The organism is Mastigocoleus testarum BC008 (assembly GCF_001456025.1).
GTDB lineage: Bacteria > Cyanobacteriota > Cyanobacteriia > Cyanobacteriales > Nostocaceae > Mastigocoleus > Mastigocoleus testarum.
On sequence record NZ_LMTZ01000151.1, the window covers coordinates 159,360 to 174,972 of the forward strand.

10 protein-coding genes are annotated in these 15,613 nt (G+C 36.4%); 4 read left to right on the forward strand and 6 right to left on the reverse strand.

The features are described 5' to 3' along the window. Positions 1–496 precede the first annotated feature (496 nt). The 4 genes from BC008_RS40920 to BC008_RS40935 all read right to left on the reverse strand — a co-directional run bounded on the left by BC008_RS40920 (position 497) and on the right by BC008_RS40935 (position 6,749). On the reverse strand, positions 497–823 hold the full coding sequence (locus BC008_RS40920; protein ID WP_027844242.1) for a hypothetical protein: 327 nt from the start codon (positions 821–823) through the stop codon (positions 497–499). Positions 824–1,526: 703 nt separating this feature from the next. Further along, complete coding sequence (locus BC008_RS40925) at positions 1,527–2,489, reverse strand: orange carotenoid-binding protein (protein WP_027844241.1); 963 nt, start codon at positions 2,487–2,489, stop codon at positions 1,527–1,529. Between the two features lie 659 nt (positions 2,490–3,148). Further along, the gene (locus BC008_RS40930) at positions 3,149–4,858 is read right to left on the reverse strand and encodes an alpha/beta hydrolase (protein WP_027844240.1); all 1,710 of its coding nucleotides are present in this window, start codon (positions 4,856–4,858) and stop codon (positions 3,149–3,151) included. A 715-nt stretch (positions 4,859–5,573) separates the two neighbouring features. Continuing rightward, positions 5,574–6,749 carry a GNAT family N-acetyltransferase gene (locus tag BC008_RS40935; protein ID WP_027844239.1) on the reverse strand — a complete coding sequence of 392 codons (1,176 nt, stop codon included), beginning with the start codon at positions 6,747–6,749 and terminating at the stop codon, positions 5,574–5,576. 331 nt (positions 6,750–7,080) lie between these two features. Here BC008_RS40935 and BC008_RS40940 point away from each other — a divergent pair, with 331 nt between their 5' ends. Further along, positions 7,081–8,445: an MATE family efflux transporter gene (locus BC008_RS40940; RefSeq protein WP_027844238.1), complete on the forward strand. Its 1,365-nt coding sequence runs from the start codon at positions 7,081–7,083 to the stop codon at positions 8,443–8,445. 130 nt (positions 8,446–8,575) lie between these two features. Here the strand turns inward: BC008_RS40940 and BC008_RS40945 are convergent, their stop codons facing one another. Then, on the reverse strand, positions 8,576–10,117 hold the full coding sequence (locus BC008_RS40945) for a VanZ family protein (RefSeq protein WP_027844237.1): 1,542 nt from the start codon (positions 10,115–10,117) through the stop codon (positions 8,576–8,578). 908 nt (positions 10,118–11,025) lie between these two features. On the opposite strand from BC008_RS40945, the gene BC008_RS40950 reads away from it, so the two are divergent. From BC008_RS40950 to BC008_RS40965, 3 genes are all read left to right on the forward strand, one after another. Then, positions 11,026–12,648, forward strand: a complete 1,623-nt coding sequence (locus BC008_RS40950) for an adenylate/guanylate cyclase domain-containing protein (protein ID WP_027844236.1) — start codon at positions 11,026–11,028, stop codon at positions 12,646–12,648. Between the two features lie 493 nt (positions 12,649–13,141). Next, a complete protein-coding gene (locus tag BC008_RS40960) occupies positions 13,142–13,777 on the forward strand; it encodes a DUF1349 domain-containing protein (protein ID WP_027844235.1) in 636 nt (211 codons plus the stop codon). Further along, a complete protein-coding gene (locus BC008_RS40965) occupies positions 13,764–14,261 on the forward strand; it encodes an NUDIX domain-containing protein (RefSeq protein WP_058184634.1) in 498 nt (165 codons plus the stop codon). Before BC008_RS40960 ends, BC008_RS40965 begins: the two co-directional genes overlap by 14 nt. Positions 14,262–14,387: 126 nt before the next feature. Here BC008_RS40965 and BC008_RS40970 read toward each other — a convergent pair whose 3' ends face one another. Next, a complete protein-coding gene (locus BC008_RS40970; RefSeq protein WP_027844234.1) occupies positions 14,388–15,548 on the reverse strand; it encodes an ATP-binding protein in 1,161 nt (386 codons plus the stop codon). Positions 15,549–15,613 lie beyond the last annotated feature (65 nt).

Sequence of the window (15,613 nt, forward strand, 5' to 3'; positions counted from 1 at the left end):
TAGTTGACAATAGATGATAGCTAATAAAATTCAATTGGTTATTTATGGAATTTCTTTTTTTGAACGTTGGAATTTTAACTTTTTGTTAAATTTACAAACCTCGCCGATAACTGGTAACAGGTAATAGGTAAATGAATTACCATGACAACACTTTTTGCACCCTGCTTCAGCTAATACAAATTACCAATTACCAATCACCAACTATCAACTCTCAAAATGTTAATAATGCAGAGTAAAAAAGAATCCTTAATGTGCTGAAAACTAACAGACACAATGGCTCTTACTTCATATCTAGGATTTGCTGTTAAAAAAGTCTTCTGGTGAAGTTAGGGAACAGGGAACAATTTCACACTTATTTTTCTAGTTTTTCTAACCAGAAAAAATTTTATTTGCAAGCTTTTCAAGCATCATACCCCTATTCACTTATACTTTTTCCTTCAGTTACACCCTGAGAATTAATCACCGTAAGAGTTTTATCGCTATTCAGCAAGCCCTTCTACATACGTGTAAGAGCTGCTATTTTAGTTAGCTTTGCTCGTTCTAGACCTTCTAAATCACTCATATCCAACCATTTCTCTTTAAGTAATCTAGCAAATACAAATATAAGAACAGAATATCTATAATCGTACTTGCCGTCTATGTCATGTCTCCTTGCACTTAAGAAATCATGTAAGCGCCATATTTGGTCTATTTCAGTAATATTGCTCGCTTGGGTACGAACCTCTTCTAGCAGAGCATTAATTTCTCTTTCATAGGCTTTATCAAAGGCTTGATGTGCGACTTCTTTTTCTGTTTCAGACCAACTAATACTATTCACTTGCATTTTTAAAACTAAAGTCTATCTATTTGTTTGAATGGGATAATTGCTTCACGGAAAACTCACAGCAATAGGATTCAGCTTTTACTATAAAGCTAAGATTCAAAGTTTGATTTCAGTATATTGAAATAAGCGTAATGAAAACTTAGGCTTTTAGTATTAGAAATAAAGCTTTGGCTATGGCATAAAGATGAGTCAAACACGCGATTTCGATTGGAGTTTATGATTGTAATAATATTATTTTATCAGGTTACGCTAACTACATAGTGATAAAATAGTACTTTTTACAACAAAGATTTTAAGTAGATTAATTGTGAACTTATATTGTTGTATTTTATGTAAAATTGAAAATCTCTCTTAGAGGAATAAATTTACTTCCAAGAGAGATTTTTAATATTTTATATTCGATAAAAAATATTTACAAAGATTAGGACTACAACGTTACTCGAACGCCTCAAATGATCACTAATCTCTATATAAAGTAGAGACACATCTCGTCTTTATCAAGACTTACGTTAGTCCTCCTATTAATTGTAGGATTTGGAAGCATAAAACCCAATGGCACTTTTACTAAAAGCTATTTGCAAAGAAGATATCCTCTGGGTGGTGCAACTTCACAAACCCTTATTATTCAATTTAAGGAGGTGTAAGTTATATTTATTAGTCTCTACATCTTTATGGAAAACTCTCTGGTTAAATACCAGTTTTACTAACCACGAGCTAAGTTTAATAATTCCTTAGGAGAGGCGAGCAAATCAATTGCAACAAAGAAAATCTTATCTTCGGGATTTAGTAGGAATCTCCAAGCAATATTCATCCCAACACCTGCACCAAACCAAGGAGTTTGTACTTTACCGGTAACTTTTATTTGAGTGTAACCATCATCAGCAGCTTCGGAAACTCCTCGCTCTGGAATTAATTTAAGATTTTGACACTCTTCTCTAAAGAAACGAAGAACAGCTTCTTTTCCAACAATAGGTTTGCGGAAAGGAGGTTGCAGAGCACCATCATCAGCAAACAATTGAATTAAAGCATCAAAGTCATTTGCATTTAAGTTATTCATATAACTCAATACAGTGTTATTGGTAACACCTTCGATTTGGACTTGGGTGCGCTTAGACATTTCTTGGGGAGGAACAACAGGCTCAGCAATCCGTTTAAAGTCGCCTAGTTTACCTGTGTCATATCCCATATCAACCACAGCATTACGTAAGACTGTGATTTGCTGACCTGAGTCAAGATTTCTAATAGCTTGCAACACTGCTGCTGCATTTGCAGACAGCTGATAGCCTTCTGGAATAGGAGCAACAATTCCTTTTTCCATCCATTCTCCAAGCTGATACCAAAAGCCTAGCTTGATGTTTGGAGACCAAGTTGCATAGGTTCTCCCAATTTGTGTATCTGCACGATTTGCTAAATCGCACATTACTTGTGACTGTTCTAGAGGAGTCATTTGCCGAATCTGATTCATTGTATTTTCGGCAAACTGCATGTTAGCTGCTCCTGGAGCTGCAACTGTGATTGTTTTACCCATTTCTAGGTAAGCAAACCAGATCAATGCTAGTTGATCTTCAGCCCCAAGCTGAGTAAATCTGGCAATTGTCGCTGGTACAGCATCAGCAGATAGGGTATTAGGGAAAATACCGCGAGCAGACTCAATGGAAAATGGCATAGACTCACCTTAGATATCTCTACAAGACGTCAACTTGAACGGAAGTTTATTTTTCACTTTACATGTCAAATGTCCTGAAAGTCACCCTCATGACAAAGGTAAATTTCGTAAATATTAACTTAAGTAAAGAAATGTAAAAAAACATTACATTTATAGTCTACACCTATTTTGACTTACTTGGGTTTACTTCTGCCAGAAGATCGCTAGTGAATAGACTATAAAATTTTAATTAAAAGCATTAAATAGACTAATAATGACTAATTTCTATCCAAGTTGCCCTAGTCTGCGTTAATATTGAGTTCTAAGTATAGATATCTGACGTTCTGCAGACCCTGTATTTCAACTTAACGTGGCGGCTTGCATTCCATGAGGGGTTCAAATAAATGAAAGTTATACAGCAATTCTACATCTGTTAAGGTACTTGCTGTATATTAATTTTTTAGGGTCAGTAGTTGATATATGCTCAACTTAATTGCTTATTTAAAAAAAATTATTACTATGCCTAACAGCTTCTTATGCTGCTCCTGCTGTCATTTTTCAATAGAGGCGTTCAGCAAGCTATTACTTGTCTATTACGAACACGTCGCTGTTTCAAACTTATATCCTGCAAGGCGTTGAACCTCTCTAGCAGACATAACTAAAACCCTTGACCTTTACTTTTATTCCTTATCTTTGTCTTTATCCTTATCCAGTTCTATCTCCGACTGATTTAAACTTTTCACCAAATTTACCTGTACCGTTGTCTTAGAAATAGCCTTAGCATATGCAGCATTTAGATAACTTGCATACTTCCGATTGCTAGCAACGTAATTTTGAAAAAAAAGTAAACTCAAAACACTCACATAACTTCGTGTTTGCACTGGATCTTCCCCAACCACTTCAGAAGGTAACGGAAGCTGCTCTACATCACCCGCACTATTTCCAATCGCCGAAAAGTGAGTTGCACCAGTGAGTAGAGCCAAATATTTTCGCGAAGCATTTAGCCAGGAAAAAGGTAATATTTGCTCGTATAAAGCTGGTGTAATCGTATCATCACTGCTAGCAACAATCATAACTGGAATTGGCAGACTCTTTAAGCCAGCTTCGCCAAAAATTGCACTTGTGAGGGGATTCACTGCAATTACAGCCTTCACCCTTCCATCCCGTAAATTATTTCCTTGTCTTTGAAAGCTCCCATGCAATTGCTTTGCTCGACACTGGAGTAACAAAGACATGTTCCAACTTTTTCGTAAGGTTTGCTCTTGACAACTTTTTTGTAAATTTTTGTAGTCAATCTTTGCACCGGCTAAGGCTAAAACTGTATAGCCTCCAAAAGACTGACCAAATAAGCCAACCTGTTGTAAGTTTAAGCGTTCTCCAAAGCGGGAATCAGAGCGATTGATTCTCTCCAACTCATCGAGAATATAGGTCACATCCAAAGGTCCATTATAAAACTCCTCTGGTTGCGCAAGTTCGCTCGCACTTCCATCCAATAGCGATCGTAGTTGTTTGGTGTCGCTTCCTGGATGATTGGGAACCACAACCGCAAAACCGTGGGAGACTAAATAATTAGCTAAATATCGAAAATTTGTACTATCAGAACCCAAACCATGAGAAATCACGATCGCAGGTATTTGATTTTTGAGATTTAATTTTGTATTTGGGAGATAAACATCTGTCAGTAAAACTCTACGTCGGGATGCATCAAAAAATTTGAATTGATGTTTATTAGCCGCGAAATTCCCCTGTCTTTGCAATGAAGGTAAACGGGAAAAATTCGTTCCTGCTGGGGTATTTCCAGCCTCTATAAGTGACCTCTTGGATATCGCATCAATCGCATAATTAGTTTGATTAACTAGTTGCTCCCACTCAGCAGCAATTCCTAAAATTCGAGATAAATTGATGTGAATTCCCGGGCTAGGGTATTTCCGCATCAAATTTAATAGGGTCAATCCTTCCGGTTCAGCTGCAGCTAAAATTAAAGCAGAACGTAAAGCATGAAATCCTGATTTTTCTTCTCCGGTCTCATTTTTAATTACTTCTCCCAATCTTTGCAGCAAAAATTCTCCCTGTGGAGTGTACAGAAACTGCGAAACTGCAACCCGATCTAACTTAATGGGGCTAAGTAAAATCCGCCGGAATTCTTCTAATTGAGCTGGTTCGAAATACTGGGTATAAGCAGCTAAATCCTCACTAATGACACCTTTAATTGCATATTTTTCCAGAGAACTAACAGAAATAGAACGTTCTAGAGCAGAATAAGAAGCATATACTCGCTCGGCCGCAAGTGCAGAATCGTAACTTCCTAAGCCTGGCATTAAGGCCAACAAAAGTAACGAACGCGAATACCTCCCCAGAATTTTCGTCCAATTACCAAAAATGCTTTTCATCCCTCAATGAAATAAGACAGTTGTTGTGTTTTAAGGCAGGAACGAAGAGTAAATCTTTAGACACCCTGGATAGTATTAATTTTATTTTTCTCTAGCCAATGTGTTTTAACTTTTTTTAGTTTACTAAGCTCAAATTGAACTTACATAGATTCCTTATCGGTAAGTTCAGATACTTACCCTAAAGAATATTTATAAAATGATTTTACTAACTATGTAATCATAACAAATCGATAAAAAAACTGCCTCAGTATGTAAAAAGTCACTATAAAGGTACTGCGTTTGTAGTGAGTAAATCAGTGTAAATACATGGCATATTAAATACTAAGATAATCTGTATAAATTTAACTAAAAATTAGATTTTTAGCGGGAATAGTTAGATAAAAGAGAAAAAAACTAGTTTTATAGATCGATGAGCTTGATGATAAGACTAATACAATTAACTTGAATTATAAAATAATAATTATGGTTTGAGTTAATACTATTTTTAACCGTGAAGTTTACCAACTTAACAGAACTGCTGACAAAAGTCTTTTCAGTAGTTAAGGTCTTCAAAAGACGAGAAATAAAACCTGCAAATAATGGTAAATAAGTGTAAAAAATCTTTTATATTGGACAAATTAAACGAATCATAGAACACATCCTTTATAAATCATCAGAATAAGCAGTATTAACTACGAATTAGTAACATAAATAGCAATTTTAGATCGAGTTTAGATCAAAAGAAATCTGCCATCCAAGGAGAGACGCTAGGAAATAATTGAGTAGCTGCAAATATAGCTCCTTCTGGGGCGGAGATTTTCCCAGCGATTTGTAATTGTTGTGGGCTATACAGACCACTATAAAGTGGTGCTAATGCGCTGATGTGCAGTTTCAATTCACCTCTACCACCTTTAATAACTTTTCCGCGCCCATCTGCAACGGTAAGGATAAATTTACCGCTATTATCTGGAATTAACTCATCTTCGATTTCTAAATGAAGTTCGATTTTAAGATTGGGGTGATAACCCCGTAAAGATAATGCTTTGATGACATCAACGATTCGCAACATCCAAAGTTCTGAATATCTTAGTTTAGCCGCTTGTTCCGGTAGCAATAATGTTAAAGGATCGACAACAGAACCACGCCAACGTACCTTATCTATCTGAGAGCTATGGCGGAATAGAAAGGACCAAAATGTCTGTGCAGCAGCAGGGGTAAGAACTACCCAATCCTTGACCCGCAAAATAGAATCATTTTGCATGTGATGTTGACTAAAAATTATGTAACCTTGGGGATCCTCTACCGAACCGATCACATAGCTGTAAAATTTCTCCTGCTCATCGGGTTTAAAAATAAGCTTCCAAATAACTGGATTGCGATCTAAATATCCATCGATATGTCGTGCTTGCTTTGAATATAAATCATAAAAAACTCCAGAATCATTAGGAATTGAGATCACAGGTAATGATTTTTCCTTAATTTGAATACTTTCGGTTGGGATTTCCCAACTACAAAAACTACCTGCTTGTTCGTATCCGACCTTGCGATAAAGCTTTTGAGTCGCGGGATAAAGGGCTGAGATTGCAACACCACTAGCATGAATTTCTTTTACGGTATGTTGCATCATGTGTAAGGCTGCACCACTACCACGATATTCAGGAGCAATTCCAACTCCACCTATTCCAGTCATACTTACGCACTGACCACCCCACCACTGACCTTGGGAAATAGTTGCTAATCCGCCAATGATTTGTTTATCTTGACGAATCACGCGGAAATTATTTAAACCAATGCTATTTACATAAATTTCTTCATCACCGGGGGAACTAATAAAACATTGCTCTAAAATGGTAGCGATTTGTTTAACTTCCTCTGATGTGGTTATGGCGCTGCATTCAAATTTCGATTTCATAGCAAATAAAAGGAACAAGGAACAGGGAACAGAAATAAACTATTTGTTTTGTTCTTACCTACAAACATACTACAAAAATAAATTACATTAATAATTTTCTCTGCGAGGTGAGAAGATGTTTGAAGGGTTGAATTTTGACCAACAACCTGTTTACTTTTTGCGCCCGTACTCGCACCACATTAACAATTGATAACTTGCAGTACTTAAGGGCTTTACCTGATAACTGTAGCCTGTAAGGGCGTGGCGTTAGCCATAAACTGTTAGCGGATCCGTAGGTAGCGTAGCTATAGCGTGCGCGACAGCGCATTAACTGATAACTGATAAATGATAAATGAAACAGCGATTAACAGAAGGTAATGTTGGTAGACAACTAATAGGACTAACACTACCAATGGTTTGGGGTGTGTTTGCGATTATTGCCTTTAATTTGGTAGATACTTACTTTGTCGGTCAACTAGGTACAAAAGAGTTGGCTGCAATGAGTTTTACATTCCCCGTCGTCATGACCCTAGGAAGTTTAGCATTAGGCTTAGGAGTAGGAGCTTCTTCCGTCATTGCTCGCGCCATTGGAGAAGGCGATCACAGTCGCGTGCAACGATTTACCACCAATAGTCTTACTTTGGGACTAGTTGTAGTAGCCATATTTGTCAGTTTAGGTTTGTTTACTATTGACCCTTTGTTTACTGCTTTAGGTGCTGATGCGGAGGTGTTACCTTTAATCCGAGAATACATGCGAATTTGGTATTTTGGGATGATATTTCTGGTAATACCAATGATTGGTAACAGTGCTATTCGTGCATCTGGGAACACCGGTACGCCCAGCATAATTATGACTCTGGCGTCTGTGGTGAATATCGTTTTAGATCCAATTTTAATCTTGGGTTTAGCAGGTTTTCCCAGATTGGAGTTACAAGGAGCTGCACTTGCGACAGTAATAGCCAGAGCAGTTACATTAGTTGCGTCTTTATTCTTCTTGCATTTTAAAGAACGGATGATTTCTCTCAAAGTCCCCAGCTTACAAGAAACATTGTGGTGTTGGAAAGATATTTTGTATGTGGGTTTACCTGCAGCTTGTACCAATGCGATCAATCCAATTTCTATCGGTGTTATTACTAGTTTTCTCGCAACTTTTGGTGCTACGAGTGTTGCTGCTTTTGGAGTTGCTTCGCGGATCGAATCTTTTGTTTTAATCGCTCTGTCTGCGCTATCTGCAAGTATTGGACCCTTTGTCGGTCAAAATTGGGGAGCTAAAAAATATATAAGAGTCAGACTATCTCTGAGATTAAGTTTTATTTTTTGTATGATCTGGGGAGGATTAATGACCTTGATTTTAGTACCCTTGGCTCCTTGGTTGTCTTCCTTATTTAATAAAAATCCTGAGGTTGTTGAAATTGCAACTCGCTATTTATGGATAGTACCTATCAGTTATGGGACTGCTGGGATCATTCTCGTTGCTAGTTCAGCTTTTAATGCTCTAGGTAAACCAATTCCTTCCATTGTGATGACAGTGATGCGAACGTTTATTCTTTATATCCCAATAGCATACTTTGGAGGAAAAATTTATGGAGTCAATGGTATTTTTGCTGCTGCTACTATTTCCAATTTAGCAGTGGGAATTGGTGCTTATATATGGAATCAGAAAAGCTGTAGCCTCAAAGCAGTTGAGAAAGCAGAACAAGCTGCATCTGCATCTTAAAATTTTCTAGAAAGGGAACAGGGAATGGGAACTAAGGGGTAACAAAATTTTTTCATAGCTGTAACTGCTGCTGTGAAAAAATAATATTTTGATTTTAGGTAATTCAACTTTTAATCAAAATTTTTAATAATTAATCATTCGTGGTGGTTAATTTATTTCGCATTACTTTTGCTCGTATTCTTAATATTGACATAGTACCAGCTGTAAAAAGCATTCCAATTAGCAAATTTTTTAAACTAAGATTTTTGCCACTACCATTAATTAAAGTTGCTTCCAAAATCAGGGAAGGTAATAATATTCCTGTCCAGAGCAAAATTCGATAAAAGTTCAACCTCCTTTTCGCTAAAGTTGTTAGCAAGGCCAAGTATACTCCTAAGGGTATAAAAGTGATGCCATAATAGAATAATATTTGCCTTTTGGGGATAATTTCTAACAAGTGTAAAGAGTGATAGTTTTTAATTTTATCTATATATATTTCTAATGTCGCTTTAGAATAAGTAATCACTATATGGTGGGATTTCTCCCTTGTAAAAACGGCAGGTATATTGAGATTTAAATCAGAACCATTAGAACCTGTCAGTGGAGTTCTGACTCGGAATTCTAAACTATCTTCCTGCTGTCCCAAAGTGAAATTACGATGTTGACCATCTGCTGACATGGAAATAATACGTCCAGGTCCAGCCACTTTGGGATCCGCAGTGGTTATATTTGCACTAATTGTGAACTCTGAAGTTTTACCAATTCTTTGGCTCAAAGTGGTTGCTGGAGTTTTGGTCTTCAGCCAATGATGAGAATTAAGAGGTGATTCTCCTTCCTTTGATACAGTTTGTTTTTCAGACGGTTCTTCACCTTCCCAAACTAGCTCTGATAAATTTCCCGTTCGGTCTTGATAATTGTTTTTTATTTGGGTTAACTGATAATCCGCAATTAGGGAATCTATTTCCCACTGAAAATTATTCTCATCAGTTAGTAATTTTTTAACTTCATTTTGAGATATTGCCTGATCGCTAATATATAACTGGGAAACATCACCTTTCCAGGGTCTATCTCCCGTTCCTTCATTACCTAAGATTAAATGAAAATCGCGATCCCAGCTATTCAAGCTTGTCATATTTTGCCAAGGGATAGAAATCAAAAAGGCAAAAAGTACATAAGCAAAAGAAAATATTACAATTTTTTTAATTGATTTACTAGAATGACTATTCTCCAATTTATTTAAAGTTAAATTAAAACTCCTCGAACCATAAATATAGAAGCATAATAAGCCTAAAAATCCACCGAAGGAGTTATGAAATATATCAGATGGGGTAGGAGCCCTGGAAGGAATTAATGTTTGTAATAATTCTACGCTTAATGATAGTGTTGCGCTCAAAATTATTGTAATGAATAATTGTCCTAAAATCTTTATTTTTTTTCTTTGTAATATACTGGCTAAACCGAACCCAAAAGGCATAAATAATAAAACATTATTTACCTGATCTTGGAAAAAACTACTATTATTAAAATCAGTCACTAAATCTCGAATTGACCAACTACCTGATAATTGAAAATTAAAAGGATGAAGAGTTGCAAAGAAAATTATAAAACTACTAATTACGACAATAAAATAATCCCAATTTGGGATTATTATAAAAAACTTTTTATCCTGCTTACTAATAGTATTTTTTGTCATAAGATTTTATTATCCCAAGAATAGTTTTAGCTAATATTTTTGTATTAGCTTTGTTAGTTCACAAGGACGCGTCGCAAAAGGTAATCGATGCACACCAATTCCACATCAAACATATTTGTAACTATTTCGCATACTTAAAAATATTTTTAGATATTGTTAGAGTTTTGTTAAGATATCGTTAATCCGCTAAGGATATGTTTGCTATTTTTGGCGAAACATGCGTGTCATAGAATCGGCTTGATTGTCACAAAGTTGAGATATCAAAATTGGGACATTAAACTTAATTTTCACAAAGTTGAGATATCAAAATTGGGACATTAAATTTGATTGTCACAAAGTTGGGATATCAAAATTGGGACATTAAATTTTAAACTTTGAGGTAAGTCGCAAGTGTATATATTAAAACATTTACTATCCTCATTCCAAAGACATCCTGGCTCATTTTAAGAAAAACCCAAACCATTGAAAAGTAAATCCAATAAAGTAACTTGTTTTATAAAGTCAATTTTTAACTTTGGACACAGATAAAGAAGAAAAAGTTATTGAATCGATAAAATAAAATCTTTTGCCTTAGACTAAAAGGCTCTTTGAAATGAATATTGAGATAAATTGTAGTGGTCCCAGAAAGTTTCAGATTTGAAGAATAATTTCAGTGACTCTTCTAGTATAATTGGATTTTACTTGGATGAAATCAATTCAATTTATTTTGTCATTTGTGTTGCCTGTAACTGAGAGTTTATGTTATCTGTACTGAGGTATCTCAAATAGCTAATACATGTATAAATTTTGACTAAAAAGCCTGCGAATCAGTAATAATATCAGTAAATGAAGGTTGAAGGATTTTATTTATATTCCCACTTTATTTATATGCTCCCATTTCCTGCGATCGGGATAAATCAACTACAGTCATGACTGAACTCAAACTGCATTTAAAACAGGGAGACACCGGACAAACAGTTCCAGTACATCAAGATGTATTTACGATCGGTCGTTTGCCCAAATGTGATTTATACTTACCCTTTGGGGGAGTTTCTCGCTGTCATGCCCGAATTGTTAGAGTAGCAGCGAATGTATGGACTATTGAAGATTTGGGAAGTAAAAATGGTACAAAATTGAATGAGATTCCAATTTATTCTCCTCAACAGTTGCACGATCGGGATAACCTATGGGTAGGCGAAGTAAAACTGCAAGTGATGCTTGTTAATACCCAAAGCAAGAAGTCCAATTCTTCTTCTCCATCTTTCGAACCACCAGAAAAGCTGACCGAAGCAAAAACAATCTTGCACGATGTTAAACAGCTACAAAAGCAATGGGTGCAAGGACAAGAGCAAAGTAATGATATTGAATTCAAAGATAAAGCGATCGCTCGCTTAATAGATTTAGTAGAAATAGCTAAAAATCTCAGCGCCGCAACATCAATCAAAGAAATTTTTTTTCAAGTACAGCAAGTAGTTTTCCGTTATCTCAAGAGTATAGAACGTTTGGCATTGTTAGTGCTCCGGGATGGAAAACTGGAATTAATGGACGCAGCACCTAGAAATCCTTCCGAACAAAATAATCTTGCTTCCAATGCTAGTTGGATTAGTAGGAGTATTTGTCAAAGAGTATACGAAGAAAAAGTTGCGATCCAAACTGCTGATGCTCAACAAGATGCGAGATTTGCAGGGGAAAACAGTATTTTAGTTAAAGGTATTCGCAGCGCGATGGCTGTACCTTTATGGGATGAGACTAAAGTTGTTGGGGTGCTGTACGCAGATGCTCATTTTTCTTCTTATCATTGGGAGTCGGAAGGGGAAGAAGAACTGAGATTTTTTTCCGCTTTAGCAAATTTAGTTGCGTCAAGCGTCCAGCGTTGGTTGTTAGCAGATAAGCTGAAAAGTGAAGAGGTAATTCGTCAAAAACTCGAAAGGTACCACTCACCAGCTGTTGTGCACCAATTAATCGCCGCAGGTGCTTTACCTAATGGTCGTCTTCCACCCCGAGAAAGTGAAATTAGTATTTTATTTGCTGACCTTGTGGGTTTTACAGCAATGTCAGAAGTCAGTACACCCACAGAAATTTCCCAATTGTTAAATAATTTATTTGAAGAAATGCTGCAAGAAGTATTTGCTTATGGTGGAACTTTAGATAAATATATTGGCGATTGTATTATGGCGTTTTTTGGCGCTCCAGAGGAACAAAAAGATCATGCAGATCGCGCCGTAGCTTCAGCGAAGGGAATGCTATCTCGTCTTTATAATTTAAACTTAAATAATTTTTGGCGCGAACCCTTAAAATTAAGAATTGCTATTAATAGTGGTAAAGCAGTAGTTGGCGATCTTGGAAGTTCCCAAAGAGTAGATTACACAGCCTTAGGAGCTACAATTAACTTGGCTGCTCGTATGGAAGGAGTATGTCCTCCAGGTAAATGTGTAGTTGGTGAGGCTACCCATCGAATTTTAAGCGACCCTTCTGCCTTTGAAGAGTTAGGAGATTATCGCTTTAAAGGAATTAATCGGTTAGTGAAAGTTTATCAGAATAAACATTTTTAGCTATTATTTATTATTTATTATTTGTTATTTTGCTTATATCTAATTCATACCTATTTTAGATTTATTCTTATATTTTTGTATATTGCAGATTTGTTTTTTATTTACTACTAAAACCCTAATTATGCTGAGTAAATAAAAATATCATAAAAAACTTAAACACCAATATCTATGTTTCGATTTGTAATTGGCAAACCAGTTACATAGAGGATAAATAATGACAAGTATAATAAGCGATAAAATGTAATCCAAAACTTTTTGCTGTGGCGAAATAAGTAAGTATCGAACTTAATTTTAAGTTTTAAGTAATTCCGAGCCATAAATACAACTGGAAAAGGTTTTAGTATCCCAGAGGAGGAAATTGCCATCCAGATTATTGAGGTTACTTGGCAAATCCATCAAAGTATAGAAATTTCACGAATTCTGAAGTTGTAGTATTACAACTATAACGTACTGGTAATGATCGCAATCTTCAGAAGTCATCAGGGTAAACATCATGGACATAGATTTTTCTACCGCTACATGGTTAAATAAACCAAAATTATTTGAAATAACCCATAGCTCGGTAGAAATAACCACCGAACCCAATACGGATTTTTGGCAACGCACTTACTATGGATTTAGAAACGATAATGCTCCCGCTCTTTTGCTTGAGAGTCAAATTAACTTCTCATTTACAGCTAAAGCCTCATTTCAATATTGCACGAAATTTGACCAATGCGGTTTAATTATTTATCTCGATCGCAATAATTGGTTTAAAGCATCTATAGAATACGAAAACGAAAATATTTCCCGTTTGGGTGGTGTGGTAACCAATCGCGGCTATTCCGATTGGGCTACAACCGATATACCGAATACAACTACCATGTGGTATCGTCTCCATCGTCGAGGAGCAGATTTTTTGATTGAGTCGTCACCAGATGGGGTAGATTTTAAGCAAGTGAGGATTTTTCATTTGCACTGTTTGGGTGAAACATCAATTGAAATGGGTAAGCTCAATCCTCCAGAACTAGCAGAGCAGTCTATAAAATTTGGTTTGTACGCTTGTAGTCCTTTGAATTCATCTTTTAAAGCTAAGTTTGATAGTTTTAAACTTAATAACTGTTTATGGAAAGCTCATGAAACACAATGACACGGTTCTATCCGATTCATATATCTTGCGCTTGAGAAAAAAAGTTGGTTCTCAACTATTATTAAACCCTGGTGGGCGGGCGATCGTGCAAAATAAAGCTCAGGAAATTCTTCTTCACAAACGAAGGGATTTCGGTTTTTGGGATCTTCCCGGTGGTGGTGCAGAAGTAGGTGAATCTGCTGAGCAATGTGTGATTCGTGAAGTTTATGAGGAAACTGGCTTAACCGTTGAAAGTTTTGAACCCATTGGTTTTGCATCTAATCCCGAACTGGAAGAAGTTATTTATCCTAATGGAGACATAATTCAGGGTTTTTCTCTGATACTGCACATTACTAAATGGTCTGGAAGTTTAAAAGCATCAAGTGAATCAACTTCACTAGAATTTTTTAAGATAGACAAGCTACCAGAAATGCGTCGGAATATTCGTATAACAATTGATAAGTTTTTAGAATATCAAAGCAGTGGAAAATTTCAGTTGTTTTAATAGTTTATTTTATTAATTATGATGTGCTGTTTTTCCCAAAAAAACCAGAAAGACGTAGTGTAAATATTACAATCATACTACGTCTTTACAACTATGAGATATCTTACAAATAACTTAAAAACTATTCTAACTGACTTCCCTACAAGCTCTGTATAAATCTCCCCACCCATCTCGTTCTTTAACAACCGTTTCCAAATATTCTCGCCACACAAGTTTATCTTGCACTGGATCTTTGACTACTGCTCCAATTAATCCAGAAGCTACATCCCCAGCACTCAAACTTCCATCACCAAAATGTGCGGCTAGCGCCATTCCACTATTAACTACAGAAATAGCCTCAGCTGTACTCAAAGTACTTGTAGGAGATTTAATCTTAGTTTTACCATCTTCCGTTACCCCACTACGCAGTTCCCGAAATACTGTTACAATGCGTCGAATTTCTGTTAATGCTGGGGGTTCTGCAGGTAATTCTAACGCCCGTCCTAAAGTTTCCACCCGTCGTTGAACGATTTCCACTTCTTCTTCTGCAGTTTTTGGTAAGGGTAACACTACCGTATTAAACCGTCGTTTCAAAGCACTAGATAAATCGTTAACGCCCTTATCGCGATCGTTAGCAGTTGCAATTACACTAAAACCTTTATTTGCTTGCACCTCCGAACCTAATTCTGGAATGGGGAGTGTTTTTTCGGAAAGAATAGTAATTAATGTATCTTGAACGTCTGCCGGAATTCGAGTTAATTCTTCCACCCGAGCAATTTTACCATCTTCCATTGCCCGCATTAGGGGACTGGAAACTAAAGCCGCCATAGAAGGACCATCAGCCAATAATTTAGCGTAATTCCAACCATAGCGAATTGCTTCTTCACTGGTTCCCGCAGTTCCTTGAATTAACAAGGTTGAATCGCCGGATATAGCTGCTGATAAATGTTCGGAAACCCAAGATTTCGCTGTTCCCGGTACTCCAATTAATAATAAAGCCCGATCCGTGGTCAAAGTCGCCACCGCAATTTCAATAATTCTGCGATCGCCGATATACTTGGGCGATATCTCAAACCCATTTTCCAATTCTCCACCCAATAAGTAAGTAGTCACAGCCCAAGGTGATAATTTCCAGTTAGGGGGACGATGACGTTTATCGACCTTTTCTAGTTCTGCGATTTCAGCAGCAAACTGTTGTTCTGCATGTTCCCTCAATAAACTTGTACTAGGAGTATTATTGGTTTTTACCTCTTCTTTCTTCTTTCTCGATGTTCTTGGTGTTTTTGTTGTTTTATTCTCTTCAGCCATTTCTTAATTTCCTAATTTTGGTTGGTAATTGGTAATGGGTAATTGGTAATGGGTAATTGGTAATG

Excerpts from the sequence above, each read along its gene's own strand:
- BC008_RS40920 (WP_027844242.1), bottom strand. The coding sequence starts at position 823 with ATGCAAGTGAATAGTATTAGTTGGTCTGAAACAGAAAAAGAAGTCGCA.
- BC008_RS40925 (WP_027844241.1), bottom strand. The coding sequence starts at position 2,489 with ATGCCATTTTCCATTGAGTCTGCTCGCGGTATTTTCCCTAATACCCTA.
- BC008_RS40930 (WP_027844240.1), bottom strand. The coding sequence starts at position 4,858 with ATGAAAAGCATTTTTGGTAATTGGACGAAAATTCTGGGGAGGTATTCG.
- BC008_RS40935 (WP_027844239.1), bottom strand. The coding sequence starts at position 6,749 with ATGAAATCGAAATTTGAATGCAGCGCCATAACCACATCAGAGGAAGTT.
- BC008_RS40940 (WP_027844238.1), top strand. The coding sequence starts at position 7,081 with ATGAAACAGCGATTAACAGAAGGTAATGTTGGTAGACAACTAATAGGA.
- BC008_RS40945 (WP_027844237.1), bottom strand. The coding sequence starts at position 10,117 with ATGACAAAAAATACTATTAGTAAGCAGGATAAAAAGTTTTTTATAATA.
- BC008_RS40950 (WP_027844236.1), top strand. The coding sequence starts at position 11,026 with ATGACTGAACTCAAACTGCATTTAAAACAGGGAGACACCGGACAAACA.
- BC008_RS40960 (WP_027844235.1), top strand. The coding sequence starts at position 13,142 with ATGGACATAGATTTTTCTACCGCTACATGGTTAAATAAACCAAAATTA.
- BC008_RS40965 (WP_058184634.1), top strand. The coding sequence starts at position 13,764 with ATGAAACACAATGACACGGTTCTATCCGATTCATATATCTTGCGCTTG.
- BC008_RS40970 (WP_027844234.1), bottom strand. The coding sequence starts at position 15,548 with ATGGCTGAAGAGAATAAAACAACAAAAACACCAAGAACATCGAGAAAG.